We start from the raw sequence: 16,178 nt of genomic DNA, 5'->3' as shown, positions 1-16,178 counted from the left end.
CGGCCGGACGGCCCGTACGACGGACCGGGCCCGCAACACCGGCCGGACGTACGGTCCACGACAGCCGGGCGCTCTCTTCGGCGCCGTGGTCCGCCACCGGGTCGCCGTGGTCCGCGGCCCGGCCGCCTGCCGCTCCCGCGCGGCGAGCTCACCCAAACCTCCGTATAAAGGGCTCGTGGGCCGCGTCAGAGGTCCCGGGACCGAGCGGCGGAGGTGACGGCATGCAGCGGACGGCTCCGGAAGGCCGTGGTCCCGTCCGTTACGGTCCGCCCGCGCCCGAGCCGGGACTGCCCGTGCTGCCCGAGCTCGCCACCGTGCTCGCGTCCGCCGCGAGCCGAGCCGAGGGGGAGCCGCCCGGCGGCGGTCCCGAGCTGCGCGAGGCGGCCTGCGGCTACTGGTGGCGGCGCGGTCTGCGCAGCAGGCCCGACGAGCTGGCCGCCGCGTCCGGCGCGCAGCCGCTGCTGTTCGCCCTGCTCGGCGCGTACGGCGGGGATGTGCTGATGCCCCGTCCGTGCCCCGCCTGGTGGACTCCGCAGGCGCGGTTGCTGGGGCGCCCCGCCTACCATGTGCCGACCCCGGCGGAGTGCGGTGGCGTGCCGGATCCGTTCGCGCTCCTCGAGACCGTACGCAGAGTGCGCGCCGAGGGCGGCAAGCCACGGCTGCTGCTGCTCTCCGTCGTCGACGACCCCACCGCGACCGTCGCGCCGCCCGAGACCGTGAGCGAGGCATGCGAGGCCGCGGTCGGCGAGGGTCTGCACATCATCAGCGACGAGACCTGGCGGGACACCTTGCACCGGCCGCAGGAGACGGTGCTGCTCAGCCCGGCCGAGATGTGGCCCGCGGACGTGACCGTCATCAGCGACCTGGCCGGCGCGCTCACTCCCGCCTCCTGGCCGGTCGCCGTCGCCCGATTCCCGCCCACCCAGCAAGGGATCGTCCGCCGCGCGAGGACTCTCGACATCCTGACCGCCCTCGGCGCGGTGGTGTCGGCGCCGGTGGCCGCGGCCGCCGCCCACGCACTCGGCGAGCCCGGTCAGGTCACCGCCAGGACGGATCAGGCCGCCGAACTGCACGCGCGCGTGGCGGCCGCGGCGCACCGCGCGGTGCTCACCTCCGGAGCCCTGGCCCGACCTCCGCAGGCGGGCCGCCATCTGTATGCCGACCTCGGACCGCTGCGCGCCCGTCTCGCCGAACGGGGCGTGAGCGACTCCATGGAGCTCGAGGAGTATCTGACGGACCGCCTCGGGACCCCGGTGCCCGGCGGCCACCGGTTCGGCGACGAGCTGGGCGCGCTGCGCGTACGGCTGGCCACCGGGCCGTTGCTGGGAACGACTCCGGAGCAGCGCCTGGAATCTCTCACCTCTCCGGCACCCCTGGAATTGCCGCATGTGGCGGAGGCGTTGAGGATTTTCGGAACGGCCTTCGACGAACTGCGTTGAACGGAGCCCCGGATGACGGAACAGGCGGAGCACTCGGGACAGTCGGGCCAGACAGGGCACGCGGGGCAAGAAGGGGCGGCGGGTACGGCGGAAGCGGAGCGTACGGCGGAAGCGGCGGGCACAGCGGGCGTGACGGGACGCACCGCGGCCGCGGGTACCTCCGAGGGCACCACCGCAGGTGTACGGCCCCGCCCCCGCACCCGTCCTCTCGGCGAGATCCGGCACTGGCCCAGATCCTTCGCCGACCGCCTCACCGCTCCGCTCCCCGGTGTACGCGCCATGGCCCGCCTCGCCAGAGAAGGCGCCGTACGCCCCGGCCCCGACGGGCTCCAGGACATTCCGCTGCTGCCGTTCGCGCCGGGACCGCTGCCCACCGTGGACACCGCAACGGTCGCCGTCACCTGGGCGGGACACGCCAGTTGGGTGCTGAGCATCGGCGGGCTCACGGTGCTCACCGACCCCGTCTGGTCGCGCCGGATCCTCGGCACTCCGGTCCGGATCACTCCCATCGGCGTCCGCTGGGAGGATGTGCCGCCCGTCGACGCCGTGGTCATCAGCCACAACCACTTCGACCATCTGGACGCCCCCACCCTGAAAAGACTTCCGCGCCGCACCCCGCTCTTCGTCCCGGCCGGCCTCGGACGCTGGTTCCGGCGCCGCCGCTTCACCCGGGTGACGGAACTCGACTGGTGGGAGGGGGCGGAGTTCAGAGGTGTCCGCTTCGACTTCGTACCGGCCCACCACTGGTCCAAGCGCACCCTCACCGACACCTGCCGCTCCCTGTGGGGCGGCTGGGTTCTGACGGACCAGCACAGCCAGTCGGTGTACTTCGCGGGTGACACCGGCTACGGCCACTGGTTCAAGGAGATCGGCCTCCGTCACCCGGACCTCGATCTGGCGCTGCTGCCGATCGGGGCCTACGAACCGCGCTGGTGGCTCAGCGATGTGCACACCGATCCGGAGGAGGCGGTGCGCGCCTTCGAGGACGTCGGCGCGCGGTATATGGCACCGATGCACTGGGCGACGTTCGTGCTCTCCGCAGAGCCGGTTCTTGAGCCGCTCACCCGATTGCGTGCCGCCTGGGAACGCACCGGCCGCCCGCGCGGACAGCTGTGGGACCTGCCTGTCGGCGGCTCACGCGTGCTGACCGGGTGAATCGGATGAGCCGGCTGAATCTGACGGGCCGGACGGGCCGGACGACCCTGCCCGCGGCGCTCGTCCCACCCTGCGCCAGAGCGTCGGCGCCCCGCTGATCGTCACCGTCAGCGCCACCGCGACGACCACGCCCTTCCACGGCTCGTCGAACAGCGAACCGCCCAGGATCCCGATCAGCTGATACGTCGCCGCCCAGGCGAGACACGCCGGGATGTCCCCGCGTACGAACCGGCGCAGCGGCATCTTGCCGAGCAGACACGCCAGCATCACCGGGATCCGCCCGGCGGGTATCAGCCGGGAGAGCACCAGCACCGTCACACCGCGCTCCTCCAGCTTGCGCTGCGCCTGCTCGAGGCGGTCGGGCGCGGCGCGGCCCCGCAGCGCCGCCAGCCAACGCGAACCGCTCCTGGACCGGGTTCCCCGCTGCCCGAGCCAGTACAGCCCCACATCCCCGACGAACGCGGCGGACGAAGCCACGAGGAAGACGAACAGCAGCGAAAGCGGAGCCGTCTGATGGAGGGCCACCACCGCGGCCGAACTCACCAGTGCTCCCGTCGGCACCACCGGCACGAGCGCACCCAGCGCCACCAGCAGAAACAGCGACGGGTAGCCGACTGCCTGCTGTGTGGACTCCGGCGGCAGCCTCCCCACGACCTCGGACAGGTGCCCGAGCGCCCGCGACAATTCCGAGTTCACCGGGCGGCCTCCGGTCCGACCCGCTCGCCGTGCTCCAGCAGATGCACCGCCACCTGCGGAGCCAGCCGCGCCGCCTTCCGTACGAACTCCTCGCCCGGCGCATAGAACTCGTGCGGCCGGACCCAGTCCATGCCGATCGGCCAGTAGGTGCCGAAGTGCACCGGAACGGCCGCGCGCGGTGCGAGTGCGGCGAGCGCCCGCGCGGCCCGGCCCGGGTCGAGATGACCCTGCCCGAGATACGGCCCCCAGCCGCCGACCGGCAGCAGCGCCACATCGACCGGGCCGACCTCCTCGGCCATCGAGTCGAAGAGCCCGGTGTCCCCTGCGAAGTACGTACGCGCATCGCCGCTGATCACATAGCCGAGCGCCGGCGAACGGTGCGGCCCCAGCGGCAGTCGCCGACCGTCGTGCAGCGCGGGCACGGCCCGCACCCGCAGCTCGCCGACCGGTACTTCGTCGCCGGGCGCCAGCTCGGTAACTCGCAGCCCGGCCGCGCTCGCCAGCCTCTTCAGCCCCGGCACGGCGCGGCGCGCACCCCTCGGCAGCAGCAGCCGGGTACCCGGCGCGAGCCTTGCGAGCGACGGCAGATGGAGATGGTCGGCATGCAGATGGGAGACGAGGACCGCATCGGCGGCCGCCGCTTCGGCCGGTGGCAGCTCACCGCGTCGTCGGCGCAGATGCGCGAGTCGGCGCACGAAGAGCGGGTCGGTCAGCACCCGGACCCCGCTGTCCTCGATCGTGCAGGTGGCATGGCCCCACCAGGTGATCTCCACCGGCACGCGGCGCCTCCTCGTTCCCGCTCCCCGCTCCCGTTCCCCCGTTCCCGTACGAGCGTAGATGTGCCCGCGCCGCGGCGGTGCTCCGGTGCGACCAGGACGGCTGGACGATCTGCCGCTCCTGCGCCTGCTCCTCCCCCGCCGAGAAGCGCAGTGAGGCGCCCTGAAACGGGCCGAAGCGCGGCCGAGGTGCGGCCGGAGCGGGCTGAGTGCGCCGGTGCGCGCCTCCTCGGGCGCAGCCGAGCGGAGTAGGGTCGTCGGGACATCGAGCGCACAGGGGGACGGCCATGGACGGCGTACGAGTGGCGGCGATCGCCAGCCTGACCCCTCTCGAGGAACTGGACCGCGACCCCTTCCTGGTCGACACCCGCAGTCAGCACGCCATGTGCGCCCGCTGGGCGGCCGACAAGGGCTATGTCGTCACCCGTCACCTGCTCTTCTACGGTCTGCGGCCCGACCACCGCGGACTCTGGTCCGATGTCGACGCGGGCCAGGTCGACCTCTTCGTCGCCCCCAACGAACGAGTGCTGTCAGGGGCGTTGACCTCGGTGTCCGACTTCTTCGCCGAATGCGGGCGCAGGGGCGTCCGGCTGGAGACCGCGGGCCTGGACGAGCCCGTCTACGACGCGGCGATGAAGGCCAATGTCCATCGCAGGCTCTCGATGCCGACGGCCGGCTACGACGGCTGCTGACCGCGCGCCCGCCCCGTCCACGGCCCGGCCGGCGCTCCACCGGGTCGCGCCCGCCGCTGTGCCACGCTGGAGATCTGCTCCAGGGGTGAGGTGAAGCGGCGTGGCCGAACGGCGATGGCGTACGGCGGGCAGAGCCCTGCTGCGCGTGATCGTGGTGTGGGCGGTTTCCACGCTGACGATGCTGGCGCTCGCCGGGCTGCTGCCCGACTTCCGGCTCCAGTCCGACGACGGGGACAGCATCACCAGGACCGCGGTCACCGCCGCATTGGGCGCGGGCGCCTTCGGTCTGCTGAGCGCGCTCGTCTGGCCGGTCGCCGTACGGGCGCTGCTGCTGGTATCCGCCCTGGTGCTCGGCCTGTTGGTCTTCTTCCTCAACGGTTCGCTGCTGCTGATCGCCCTCTGGCTGATTCCCGACGGGCGCGGCGCGGCCGACCCGGTGACTGCCGTGGTCGTCGCCGCTGTGATGTCCGCCGTAGCGTCGGCGACCTCCACGGCGCTCGCCGTCGGGGACGACGACGCCTACCGGCGCAGGCTCTCCCGGCTCGCCGACCGCCGCCGGCGAAGACGCGGCGAGGACGGCGGCCGCGCGGGTACACCCGGCACCGTCTTCCTGCAGCTCGACGGCGTCGGGTACGAGGTGCTGCGGCGTGCGGCCAAGGACGGTGTGATGCCGACCGTCGCCGCCTGGATGGACGAGAGCCACCGGCTCACGCCCTGGCGCACCGACTGGTCCAGCCAGACCGGCGCCAGCCAGCTCGGCATACTGCACGGCTCCAACCACGATGTGCCCGCCTTCCGCTGGTACGAGAAGGACAGCGGCCGGGTCATGGTCAGCAACCGGCCCGCGAGCGCCGCCGAACTGCAGCGCCGTGCCGTCGAGCGCACCGGTGACGGGGGGCTGCTCACCGTCGACGGCGCCAGCCGCGGCAATCTCTTCAGCGGCGGCGCCGACCAGGTCGCCCTCGTTCTGTCGGTGGCCGTCAGACGCGGCCGGGCCAACCGCTCCAGGGCCGGCTACTTCGCGTACTTCTCCGATCCCGCCAACGCCGTCCGCACCGCGATGTCCTTCGTCGCCGAAGTCGCCCGCGAGATCGGCCAGTCGACGCGGGCGCGGCTGCGCGGCGACCGGCCGCGGATCAAGCGGGGCGGGCTCTACCCCCTCATCCGGGCGTTCGCGACCGTCGTCGAGCGGGATGTGGTGGTGGCCGCGGTGATGGGGGACATGCTCGCCGGACGCACCGCCGTCTACGCCGACCTCGTCGCGTACGACGAAGTGGCACACCACTCCGGACCGCACAGCCGGGACGCTTCGATGGTGCTCGAGCGCATCGACCGTTCGCTCGCGCTGATCGCCAAGGTCGCCGATCACACACCGCGCGGCTACCGCATCGTGCTGCTCTCCGACCACGGGCAGAGCCCTGGGGAGACGTTCCAGGACGCGTACGGACTCTCCCTCAAGGACCTCGTGCGGGCCGGATGCGGACTGCCGGTCTCGCGTCGGGCGGAACGCTCCAAGCGCGGCGCCGAGGCCCGCGACGCCGCCGGGGACGCCCTGCGCGGCGCGCTCCACCGGCGGGTGGCGGAGGGCGCCGACGAACATCTGGTGCCGGGCCCCGGCCCGATCGTGCTGGCGTCCGGGAACCTCGCGCTGATTTCCTTCCCCGACACTTCGGAGCGCCTCAGCCGCGAGCAGATCGAGCACCGCCATCCCGCGCTGCTCAGTACGCTCGCCAACCATCCCGGCATCGGTTTCCTGCTGGTACGCAGCGAGGAGCACGGCTCGGTGGTGCTCGGTCCCGGCGGGGTGGAGGTGCCGGTCACCGAGCTGGCGGACAGCGGTCCGCTGGCCGTCTTCGGCCGGGGCGCGGCCGACGCCATACGCCGTGGCGACTCCTTCCCGCATGTCGCCGACATCATGGTCAACTCGATGCACGACCCGGAAGCGGGCACGGTGCACGCCTTCGAGGAGCAGATCGGCTCGCACGGCGGGCTCGGCGGCGAACAGTCCCAGCCCTTCCTGCTGTCGCCGGTCGATCTCTCGGCGCCCGTCGCGGACGGCGCGGAACTGGTCGGTGCGGAAGCGGTGCACCGGGTGCTGAGGCGCTGGCTGCGTGAGTGCGACGGGCCGCAGGTGCCGATCGGACCGGCTGAAGCTTCCCCGCCGGACCGGGCACCCTGAGCCCGGGAGCGGGAGCGGGGGCCGGATGCCGGGTACCCGGGGCCACGCACGGGCGCCCGGAGGACGAAGGGTTTTCCTTCCGCGGGGCCAGGCATCCCGGATACGTTGAGGCGACGGAGGATCCGGCGGACCAGGGAGTGCCTGTTGCGTGCTGTGGTGTTCGAGGAGTTCGGCAAGCCGCTCGAGGTACGGGAGGTCCCCGACCCCGTACCGTCCCACGACGGTGCGGTCATCCGGGTCGGGGCGACAGGTCTCTGCCGCAGCGACTGGCACGGCTGGATGGGCCACGACTCCGACATCACCCTCCCGCACGTACCCGGTCATGAACTGGCAGGCGTGATCGAGTCGGTCGGCGCGGACGTCGCCAACTGGCGGCCCGGCGACCGGGTCACGGTGCCCTTCATCTGCGCCTGCGGCCGGTGCGCCGCCTGCGCGCGCGGCGCCCAGCAGGTGTGCGAGCGCCAGGAGCAGCCCGGTTTCACCCACTGGGGTTCCTTCGCCGAGTACGTCCCGGTGCACCACGCCGACGCCAACCTGGTGGCTCTTCCCGAGACCATGTCGTTCGCCACGGCCGCGAGCCTGGGCTGCCGCTTCGCCACCGCGTTCCGCGCCGTGGTCGGACAGGGCAGGGTGCGGCCGGGGGAGTGGGTCGCGGTGCACGGCTGCGGCGGAGTGGGCCTGTCCGCGGTGATGATCGCCGCGGCGTGCGGGGCCGGAGTCGTCGCCGTCGATGTCTCGCCCGGCGCGCTGGAGCTGGCCAGGGCGTTCGGCGCGACCGTGTGTGTGGACGCCGCCATGCCGACCGGCAGCGTCGCCGGGGCGGTCCGCGAGGCGACCGGCGGCGGAGCACATCTCTCGCTCGACGCCCTGGGCGCTCCGGTGACCTGCGTGAACTCCGTAGAGAGCCTGCGCCGCCAGGGCCGGCATGTGCAGGTCGGACTGCTGCCCGACGGCGTGCACCTGCCGATGGACCGGGTCGTTCCGCTGGAGCTGGAGATCCTCGGCAGCCACGGCATGGCCGCACATGCCTACCCGGAGATGATGGCGATGGTCGCCTCCGGCGCGCTGCGGCCGGATCTGCTGGTGACGAGGGAGATCGGCCTCGACGACGTACCGGCGGCGCTCGCTGCCCTGGGCGGCGCGTCCGGAACGGGCGTCACGGTGATCACGCCGCACCCCGCCGTGAATTCGGCGTAATGCGCGTACCCCGGTAGAGCGGATCTCGCCCGTACCCGGGCGAAACACGCTCGTTCCCGGGAAGTGGAGGCATGTCCAGGAGGTCGTGCCTCATGCAGCAGTCCACGCCCGTTGCCCCGGCCCGTCGTGCCGCTCTGCTGCTGGTGTTGCTCCTGGCCCTGCTGGGCGCGATCCAGTCCTCCGCCGCTCAGGCCGGGGTCGGGCAGCCTCTGGCCTCGGTGCCTGCTGATCCCGCGGGGGAGAGTCACCCGGACGAGGCCGACACGGAACAGCCGGCGCCGGGCCGGGCGCGCCGTACGGCGACGGCGGCCGCGCCGGAGGCCCGGCTCCGGCAGTGTCCGGGGACCGTCGATCCCGCCCCGTACCGTCCCGGCCCAGGCCGGTCCACGGAACCGCCGTCTTCGCCGCGCACAGCGCGCTGTGTGGTCCTGCGCTGCTGACGAGCCCGTCTCCGCCGAGCCCCCGTCAGCCACAGCAATCGTGAGGTGCACAGCCATGCTCATCGACCCCTTCGCAGCACTCAATGCCATGCTCCGCGCCGAGGCCGCCCGCTCCGGCGAACCGGAGGAGCAAGGTCGCCCGGCCAAGACCGAACCCGACGCCCCCGAGGCCCCGTCCGAAGCCCGCCGCGCGTCGGCCGACGACGGCGCCGCCTGACGCCTCCGCCTGCGAGCCCGCACGTCAACAGACCGGCTGCCGAGCGGGGGCGGCGGCAGGCCTGTTGGCTTTGGCGAGCCGAAAATAGTAGCCATGTATATAGTATCCATGTACTGTTTTATTCATGAGTGATTCCGCATCCGAGAGCCCGACGCCCGGCTTCCTGGTCTGGCGCCTGTCGATGAAATGGCGGGCGGCCGTCGACCGGGCCGTCGGACCGCTGGGTCTGACGCACGCGCAGTACTCACTGCTGGCGTCACTGCTCGGTATGCAGCGGTCCGGACTGCGGCCCAGTCAGCGCGAACTCGCCGACCACACCGGCCTCGAAGCGCTCTATGTCTCCAAGCTGGCCCGGACCCTGGAAGCCGCCGGTCTCATCGAGCGCGCCCCGGACCCCGCCGACACACGGGCGGTCCGGCTGTCGCTCACCACCCATGGGCGTGAGGTCACCCGACGCGCCATCACCATCGTCCACCAGCTCCTCGGCCGGCTCCTCGCCCCCCTGGGCGGGCTGGACGGTAGGCGGGCCGAAGTCTTCTCCCGTGAACTCGCGATCCTGCTCGACACACCACTCGACGTTCCGACCGAGGAGTAGCCATGTCCACCACCCCGCCCCTCAACGGCCAGGTCATAGGCCAGGCCCACTACGCCACCCGGGCCGTCCTGGAACGCCTGGTGGTCGGCGCCGGCGCCACGTTCCACCAGGTGGTGGCACTCAACGCCACCGCGGACAGTGGGTCCGTCATGGACCGAGACCGGCTCGTCCTCCGGATGACCAGCACCTTGAAGATCGACGAATCGGTGGCGCTGGCGACGATCGCCGACCTGACGGCCTCGAAGCTGGTGGAGGCGCTGCCGGGAGACGAGTCCCGTATGCGGCTCACGGACGCGGGCCGGGCACTGCAGGGCCGGATCAGCACCGCCACCGCCGGGATCACCGATCGGCTGTACGGCGGCCTCCCGGCCGAAGACCTGGCGGCGGCGAGCCGCGTACTGACCGCGGTCACCGCTCGGGCCAACGCCGAACTGGACGGCGCCCAGGCGCCGTCGGCCTGACCTCGGCAGCCTGCGCCATGCCGCCGGCCGGCCAGGATCGGCAGAGACGACGAAGCGCTGCGGGAGCCACTCCGGTGCCGCGGGTGCAATCGGTCGGTACGGGGTATCGCTGCGCGTGGTGGCTTTGTGTCTCAGCGCGTGGACAACACCATCACGTCGTACGCCGGGGCCGTATCCCCATGTCGAACCTGGCCCACCTTCTGATAACCCCAAGTGGCGTACGCGGTCTGTGCGGCGGCCGCCTCGGGCTCCGGCCGCATGGTCAGGGTGATCCGCTCGGCCTCCAGATCCGAGATGAGGCGCCGGTGCATTTCCGCCGCGATGCCCTGCCGTCGCCATGCCCTGCGCACCGCGAGTTCGGCCACGTTGAATGTCCGCCGGCCGCTCTCCTCGACGAAGGCTTCTCCGAGCGGCTCCAGCATGGCACTCCACCACCCCGTATCCGCAGGTAGCCAGTAGCCGAACGAGAACCCCACAACCTCGTCGGCGTCCCGCGCCAGGATGAGCCGGAATCCGTCCCGCGTCGTCTGCCGCCGGAAACGCACGAGGAAATCGGCGACATCCTGGCGGCCTTCGCGGTACGGCGGCTCCGCATAGACCTCCTGGTAAGCAGGCGCAACCGCATCCAGCTGCGTCACTGCCTCTTCGGACCGGCCGATCGGCTCGAACGTCACACCCATCATGCGCCCCTCCCGCCGAGCACATGCCCGGGCGACTTCCGGCAGTCTTTCCGCGCAAGATCACGAGGTCAAAACACGGGAATGCCTGGAGGGCCGGGTCCGGAGATACATATGCACTGCAGCACGGGCAACGGCTCGGCCCCCAGGCCGGGTTCGGCCGTCGCCCGTGAGCGGCGGGAGCGGTCGCCGGCTGCGCATCCTAAATGCTGATCACCGCTTGCATTGTGGTTATGGCATGAGCCATCCGCACCTTGCACACGATCAGTAGCGTCGTCGTCGCAGTCCGTCGGCAGCCGCAGGAGCGAACTGCCGTCCACCCATGCAGTCTGACGAGGAGTGAGTGCTGACGTGCCGAGTGTGGAGACCTCTCTCAAGGAAGCCATGACATCGATCGAGGGCAGTCTCGGGGCCGCCCTCGTGGACTACACCAGCGGGATGGCGCTGGGTACTCTCGGGGGCGGGAAGGACCTCGATCTGGCCGTCGCGGCGGCCGGCAACACCGATGTGATCCGGGCGAAGACGCGCACCATCGAACAACTCGGCCTCAAGGACGGGATCGAGGACGTCCTGATCACCCTGGGCACTCAGTACCACCTCATCCGCCTGCTCAAGAGCCGTGGCGGCAACGGTCTCTTCCTCTACCTCGTACTCGACAAGGCCAAGTCGAACCTGGCCATGGCCCGTCACCAGCTGAAGCGGGTAGAGGCAGAGCTCGAGATCTAGGCACCGTCGGTCTCTCCCGCCTTCGTCTGCCCATGACTTGAAGATTTCTTCAAGTAGCCACATCCCGATGCGTTGAACCCCCTGGGAGTGCGGTACCGGGAGGCGGGAGGATCGACCCTGCGCTGCATCGCCCCCGGCGGCGGCGGCAGAGGCCTCGACATACGGCAGGCCGTCGAACCCAGCAGGAGCGTTCAAATGCAGGTACCGCTGTACCAGGCCAAGGCGGAGTTCTTCCGCATGCTCGGACACCCTGTCCGTATTCGCGTGCTGGAGTTGCTGCAGAACGGCCCCGTACCCGTGCGAGACCTGCTGGCCGAGATCGAGATCGAACCGTCGAACCTGTCCCAGCAGCTCGCGGTACTGCGCCGCTCCGGCATTGTCGTGTCCATCCGCGACGGCTCCACCGTCAGCTACGCCCTGGCCGGTGGCGATGTCGCGGAGCTACTCCGCGCGGCCCGCCGCATCCTCACCGAACTCATCGTCGGTCAGGGGGAGTTGCTGGCCGAGTTGCGACAGGCCGACGTGAGTCGGTGAACCGGCATGGCATCGCGAGAGCCCGGCCCGGTGACCGCGGCAGGGCTCGGTCACCGGTTGTTCGGGGTCGGGGACTGCTTGGGTCGGGTGGATGCGGGGCGGGACCAGGGGTGGTCGGGGGTCACGATGGAGGTGACTGCGTTTCCGATCATGGTGGACAGGTTCATGCCCTTGTAGTCGGTGTCGGTGTTGATGAGTATCACCAGGGAGGCCCGCTCGGTGGGGAGCTGGGCGGCGATGGATTCGTAGCCGGGCAGGTCCCCGTTGTGGCCGAGCCAGCCGTTGAAGTTGAGGATGCCGAGGCCGTACGAGGCTCCGGGGATGCCGATCGAGAGTGTCCGGAGTCGTTCGGCCTGCGTCTTTCTTGTCAGTAGCCGGCCGTCCGCGAGCGCAGGGGCCCAGGTGTGCAGGTCGTCGAGGTCGGAGATGATTCCCCCGGCGGCCCAGGCCCAGGAGGGGTTCCAGTTGGTTGCGTCGGCGATGGTGCCGGTCGGCGTGAAGTCGGTGTACCCGTGGGCGTGCGGGTCGGGCATGGCGCTGTCGCCGGGCAGTGAGGTGTCGGTCAGTTTCAGTGGCGTGAACACGTGTTCCTGGAGGTAGTCGCCGAGGCTCTGCCCGCTGACCTTCTCGACCAGCATCCCGAGCAGGGTGGTGTTGGTGTTGCTGTATTGCCACTTGGCGCCGGGTTCGAAGGCCGGAGGATGTCTGAAGGCGATGTCCAGGAGCTGGCGCGGGGTGTACGAGCGGTGCGGGTCGGAGCGCAGGGCCGCCAGCCACTTTTCGTCGTCGGTGTAGTTGAAGAGACCGCTGCGCATCCCGGCCAGTTGGCGCACGGTGATGGCGTCCCCGCCGGGGACGCCGGGGACGTATCGCGAGATGGGGTCGTCGAGTCCGACCTTGCCCCGGTCGACGAGCTGGAGGACACCGGTGACGGCGAAGGTCTTGGTGACGCTGCCGATCCGCGTGTAGAGGTCGGACTTCATGGGTGTGCCGGTCTGTTTGTCCGCGACGCCGAAGGACTTCTCGTACACGCCGCAGCGGGGCATCCACAGGCCGATGTTGAGGCCGGGGATGCCGGTCTGCTTCATGATCTTCGTGATCGCCGCGTCCAGCTTCTGCACGGTGGCGGGATCGAAGTTCTGTTGTACGGAGGTGGTGGACCGGTCGGGGCCGGTGCCGGCGCACAGGGCGGCGAGGAGGAGGGCCGCGGCGGCGGGTACGGTCGCCCGACGGGATCGACGCGCTCGGGACGGGCGGTACCTGCCCATGGTCGGTCACCTCTGATCCCGGGTCAGACAAGCGGTCCCCGAGCCCCCCGATGGGTGTTCCTCCCATCGTAGGAGCGCCGGACCCGTCCCGCGACCTGCGCCGTTCCCTTCGGATGGCCCCAGTGCGCATCCACGGGTGGTCGGCCCTTCCAGGGGTGTCGGTGGTGGCCCGCGCTCTCCGGGGCGACCGAGGATCACGACGCTTCGGCATCCGTCGGCAACGCAACCAGACGCGGCGCCGTACGCCTCGCCTCATGGGCCGCCGAGGAACTCGCGAGCGGTTGATGCGGTGTCGGACCGCTCCGCCTCTTGAGCCGCATCCGCGGCGAGGAGGACCCCGGCAGGGTACCTCGTCTTCCGGAGTTTTCGTGTCCGCTCCGTAGACACGAACCGATCTGAATGGAACGCTCGCTACAGAGCGCGGGTCGTTCGCGTTCTGGCCCTTCTGCGCTGTCTGGCCCGCCTTGTTGCTCCCAGCGCGACCCCTGCCGACCGGGCGTCGGCTGCGCTCATCGCACGAGCCGCACGAGCCGCACGAGCCGCACGAGCCGCACGAGCCGCACGAGCCGCATGACTGCACGAGCCGCACGAGTCGCAATTCCCGTACAGACAGGGCCCCTTGTACCCGCCGAGGACTCCTCGCGTCAGCAAGCAGTCCTCGCGTCAGCAAGAAGTCCCCGCATCAGAGACAGAGCCCCCGCACGCCCCGATTCCTCACCGAGAGGGAGTTCACCGGATGAAAGTCCGCTCTGCCCCGGCCGCACTCGCCGCCGTCGCCGTCGCCCTCGCCGTCGCGGCGAACCTCGCCTTACCTGCCGCCGCCGGCGCCGCCAAGCCCACCGCCGCCGATCCGGCGGAGTTCACCGTGGACACCATGTCCGATGCGGTGGATGCCGACCCGTCCGACGGCCGCTGTCGCACCGCGTCCGGGGCGTGCAGCCTGCGTGCCGCGGTGATGGCCGCCAACGCCCGGCCGGGCAGTACCATTACGCTGCCTCCCGGCCACTACCGGCTGACCATTCCGCCGGACCCCCGCCTGATCAACGGCGACCACCCCGATCCGACCACGGGCGACCTGAACGTCGCCGCCCCCATCACGATCAAGGGCTCCGCCGCGCGGACCACCGTCATCGACGCCAACCACCTGGACCGGGCGTTCCGCATGCAGGCGGACAGTCGGCTGTCCGATTTGACGATCACCGGGGGAGTGACCGCGCAACGCGAACTGCCCATCACCGACACCGGTGGTGGCGCCATCGCCAACGGACATCACATGACTCTGCGACGGGTCACCGTGACCGGTAACTCCGCCGGTTACGGCGGCGGCATCTTCAACATCCCGGGCTCCCACCTGGATCTGATCGACAGCACCGTCAGCAAGAACGTCTCGGGAGAGGCCGGTGGCATCAGGTTCGACGCCACCGGCACCGTGACCAATTCGACGATCGCGGACAACCGGGTGACGAACCCGGGCGACCGTCCCGGCAGCCTCGCCGGCTACGGCGGAGGCATCGACATCCGCGGCAGGGGACCCGTGGAGATCCTCAACTCGACCATCATCGGAAACCGTTCCAGCGACGGCGGTGGCGGGATCAATATCGCCCCCGCCTACCTCGACAGCCTGCCCGCCCCGATCCCCGACGTCATCGATCTGCCCCTGGGGCGGATGACGTTGCGCAACTCCATCGTCGCCGGCAACACCGTCGACGGTGCGCCGGCCAACTGCAAGAAGGCCTTCGCCACCATCGAGTCGAGGGGCCACAACCTCGACGGCGACGGCAGTTGCCGACTCACCGGCGCGGGCGACCTGCCCAGCCGTACCCCGCTGATCGGACCGCTCGCCGACAACGGCGGCCCCACGGACACCGCCGCGCTGCTGCCCGGCAGCCCAGCCCTCGACGCGGCCGACGGCTGCCCGGCCACCGACCAGCGCGGTGTCAGCCGTCCGCAGGGCGCCGCCTGCGACATCGGCGCCTACGAGCACACACCCTGACCACTGCCCACGGCGCACGGACACACCGCACGTTGCAGAAACGAGGGCTGGACTCCGTGAGTCCGACCGCGGGTGGCGTCTGGATCCCCGTGCAGGCGAGCACCGTCGCCGGTTTCGCTGCGCTGCAGTGGTCCGCGCTGCACCCCACCACTACGGCGTGAGCGACTGCAGGTACTTGACCGTCGCCGGGTCGGCCGGGAGGAACGTCTCGGTGGCCAGTTCGGCGACGGTCACATCCATCGGCGTGTTGAAGGTGGAGACGGACGAGACGAAGGACAGCACCCGGCCCTCGTGCTCGATCTGCAGCGGAAGCGCGAAGTACGGGTACGGCGCCGGGTCCGCCATGTCGCCGGGGTCGCCGCCGGTCTCCGGAAACTGATACGCGGCGACCTCGTCGTACAGCTCGCGCAACGGCTCGGAGCGGACCAGGGCGATCTGGCGTTCCATCTGGGCCAGCAGATGACCGCGCCACTCCCGCAGATTGCGGATCCTCGGGGCCAGTCCCTCGGGGTGCAGCGTGATCCGCATGGCGTTGAGAGGGGGCGTCAGCAGGTGCTCCGGCAGGCCCTCCAGCAGCATCGCGATACCGCGGTTCGCGGCGACCACGGTGTAGACGCCGTCGACGATGATGGCCGGATATGGCTCATAGCCCTGCAGCAGCCGCTCCATTCCCGCGCGCAGTGCCCCCATCGCCGGATCATCGAGGGGCGTCTCGGCGTACCGCGGCGCGTATCCGGCCGCCAGGAGCAGCGCGTTGCGTTCCCGTACAGGGACTTCGAGGTGCTCCGCCAGGCGCAGCATCATGTCCTCGCTCGGGCGGGAGCGGCCCGTCTCGATGAAGCTGATGTGGCGGGCGGAGGAGTCGGCGCGCAGTGCCAGTTCCAGCTGGCTCACCCGGCGCCGCTCGCGCCAGCCGCGCAGCAGCGGCCCTACTCCCGTGCCGGACCCGACTGTTGTCATACGCAGACCGTAGTACGGCCCTGTCCGCATGATGCGGCCTCAGCCACGCGCCTCGCGGCGGGCGCCGGTCGCGCACGTCAGAAGCCCCGGCCGGAGCGGGGGTCTCCGGCCGGGCAGCCCAGGGGGTGGGTGTGCATGGCGGTCGCCTCCCGGCGAAACGCTTCACAGGGCTT

General features: G+C 71.1%; 17 protein-coding genes. 12 read left to right on the top strand and 5 right to left on the bottom strand.

Annotated features, from left to right (window positions below; translation table 11 throughout):
• Positions 1 to 221 precede the first annotated feature (221 nt).
• Both ACWDZ6_RS07355 and ACWDZ6_RS07350 read left to right on the top strand, forming a co-directional pair.
• Positions 222 to 1,439 carry an aminotransferase class I/II-fold pyridoxal phosphate-dependent enzyme gene (locus tag ACWDZ6_RS07355; protein WP_366734490.1) on the top strand — a complete coding sequence of 406 codons (1,218 nt, stop codon included), beginning with the start codon at positions 222 to 224 and terminating at the stop codon, positions 1,437 to 1,439.
• Positions 1,440 to 1,451: 12 nt separating this feature from the next.
• Positions 1,452 to 2,594 carry an MBL fold metallo-hydrolase gene (locus ACWDZ6_RS07350; RefSeq protein ID WP_451502083.1) on the top strand — a complete coding sequence of 381 codons (1,143 nt, stop codon included), beginning with the start codon at positions 1,452 to 1,454 and terminating at the stop codon, positions 2,592 to 2,594.
• Here ACWDZ6_RS07350 and ACWDZ6_RS07345 read toward each other — a convergent pair.
• Together ACWDZ6_RS07345 and ACWDZ6_RS07340 are read right to left on the bottom strand one after the other, a co-directional pair.
• Positions 2,574 to 3,290, bottom strand: a complete 717-nt coding sequence (locus ACWDZ6_RS07345) for a DedA family protein (RefSeq protein WP_451502082.1) — start codon at positions 3,288 to 3,290, stop codon at positions 2,574 to 2,576. The two genes, ACWDZ6_RS07350 and ACWDZ6_RS07345, sit on opposite strands and share 21 nt — an antisense overlap.
• A complete protein-coding gene (locus ACWDZ6_RS07340) occupies positions 3,287 to 4,069 on the bottom strand; it encodes an MBL fold metallo-hydrolase (protein WP_451502081.1) in 783 nt (260 codons plus the stop codon). The genes ACWDZ6_RS07345 and ACWDZ6_RS07340 overlap by 4 nt, the downstream gene beginning before the upstream one ends.
• A gap of 284 nt (positions 4,070 to 4,353) precedes the next feature.
• Between ACWDZ6_RS07340 and ACWDZ6_RS07335 the strand changes: the two genes are divergently transcribed.
• The 7 genes from ACWDZ6_RS07335 to ACWDZ6_RS07305 all read left to right on the top strand — a co-directional run bounded on the left by ACWDZ6_RS07335 (position 4,354) and on the right by ACWDZ6_RS07305 (position 9,847).
• On the top strand, positions 4,354 to 4,758 hold the full coding sequence (locus ACWDZ6_RS07335; RefSeq protein ID WP_451502080.1) for a hypothetical protein: 405 nt from the start codon (positions 4,354 to 4,356) through the stop codon (positions 4,756 to 4,758).
• 100 nt (positions 4,759 to 4,858) lie between these two features.
• On the top strand, positions 4,859 to 6,937 hold the full coding sequence (locus ACWDZ6_RS07330) for an alkaline phosphatase family protein (RefSeq protein WP_451502079.1): 2,079 nt from the start codon (positions 4,859 to 4,861) through the stop codon (positions 6,935 to 6,937).
• A 144-nt stretch (positions 6,938 to 7,081) separates the two neighbouring features.
• The gene (locus tag ACWDZ6_RS07325) at positions 7,082 to 8,134 is read left to right on the top strand and encodes a zinc-dependent alcohol dehydrogenase family protein (RefSeq protein WP_451502078.1); all 1,053 of its coding nucleotides are present in this window, start codon (positions 7,082 to 7,084) and stop codon (positions 8,132 to 8,134) included.
• Positions 8,135 to 8,226: 92 nt separating this feature from the next.
• Positions 8,227 to 8,574, top strand: a complete 348-nt coding sequence (locus tag ACWDZ6_RS07320; RefSeq protein WP_451502077.1) for a hypothetical protein — start codon at positions 8,227 to 8,229, stop codon at positions 8,572 to 8,574.
• A gap of 55 nt (positions 8,575 to 8,629) precedes the next feature.
• Positions 8,630 to 8,791 carry a hypothetical protein gene (locus tag ACWDZ6_RS07315; RefSeq protein WP_451502076.1) on the top strand — a complete coding sequence of 54 codons (162 nt, stop codon included), beginning with the start codon at positions 8,630 to 8,632 and terminating at the stop codon, positions 8,789 to 8,791.
• Positions 8,792 to 8,915: 124 nt separating this feature from the next.
• Positions 8,916 to 9,386 carry a MarR family winged helix-turn-helix transcriptional regulator gene (locus ACWDZ6_RS07310; RefSeq protein WP_351449522.1) on the top strand — a complete coding sequence of 157 codons (471 nt, stop codon included), beginning with the start codon at positions 8,916 to 8,918 and terminating at the stop codon, positions 9,384 to 9,386.
• Between the two features lie 2 nt (positions 9,387 to 9,388).
• Entirely contained in the window at positions 9,389 to 9,847 is a 459-nt protein-coding gene (locus ACWDZ6_RS07305) for a hypothetical protein (RefSeq protein ID WP_451502075.1), read from the top strand.
• A gap of 131 nt (positions 9,848 to 9,978) precedes the next feature.
• On the opposite strand, the gene ACWDZ6_RS07300 is transcribed toward ACWDZ6_RS07305, so the two are convergent.
• Entirely contained in the window at positions 9,979 to 10,530 is a 552-nt protein-coding gene (locus ACWDZ6_RS07300; RefSeq protein WP_451502074.1) for a GNAT family N-acetyltransferase, read from the bottom strand.
• Positions 10,531 to 10,875: 345 nt separating this feature from the next.
• Here ACWDZ6_RS07300 and ACWDZ6_RS07295 point away from each other — a divergent pair, with 345 nt between their 5' ends.
• On the top strand, positions 10,876 to 11,250 hold the full coding sequence (locus ACWDZ6_RS07295) for a hypothetical protein (RefSeq protein WP_326653702.1): 375 nt from the start codon (positions 10,876 to 10,878) through the stop codon (positions 11,248 to 11,250).
• 195 nt (positions 11,251 to 11,445) lie between these two features.
• Positions 11,446 to 11,784: an ArsR/SmtB family transcription factor gene (locus ACWDZ6_RS07290; RefSeq protein ID WP_324978561.1), complete on the top strand. Its 339-nt coding sequence runs from the start codon at positions 11,446 to 11,448 to the stop codon at positions 11,782 to 11,784.
• Between the two features lie 50 nt (positions 11,785 to 11,834).
• On the opposite strand, the gene ACWDZ6_RS07285 is transcribed toward ACWDZ6_RS07290, so the two are convergent.
• A complete protein-coding gene (locus ACWDZ6_RS07285) occupies positions 11,835 to 13,052 on the bottom strand; it encodes a serine hydrolase domain-containing protein (protein WP_451502073.1) in 1,218 nt (405 codons plus the stop codon).
• A 736-nt stretch (positions 13,053 to 13,788) separates the two neighbouring features.
• Here ACWDZ6_RS07285 and ACWDZ6_RS07280 point away from each other — a divergent pair.
• Positions 13,789 to 15,045, top strand: coding sequence for a choice-of-anchor Q domain-containing protein (locus tag ACWDZ6_RS07280; protein WP_451502072.1), 1,257 nt, complete (start codon positions 13,789 to 13,791; stop codon positions 15,043 to 15,045).
• A gap of 150 nt (positions 15,046 to 15,195) precedes the next feature.
• On the opposite strand, the gene ACWDZ6_RS07275 is transcribed toward ACWDZ6_RS07280, so the two are convergent.
• Positions 15,196 to 16,005, bottom strand: a complete 810-nt coding sequence (locus ACWDZ6_RS07275; protein WP_451502071.1) for a helix-turn-helix domain-containing protein — start codon at positions 16,003 to 16,005, stop codon at positions 15,196 to 15,198.
• Between the last annotated feature and the right edge of the window lie 173 nt (positions 16,006 to 16,178).

It is taken from the genome of Streptomyces sp. NPDC002926, assembly GCF_053591755.1.
Note: the sequence above shows the minus strand (reverse complement) of the source record. Positions and strands in the feature narration are given on the sequence as shown.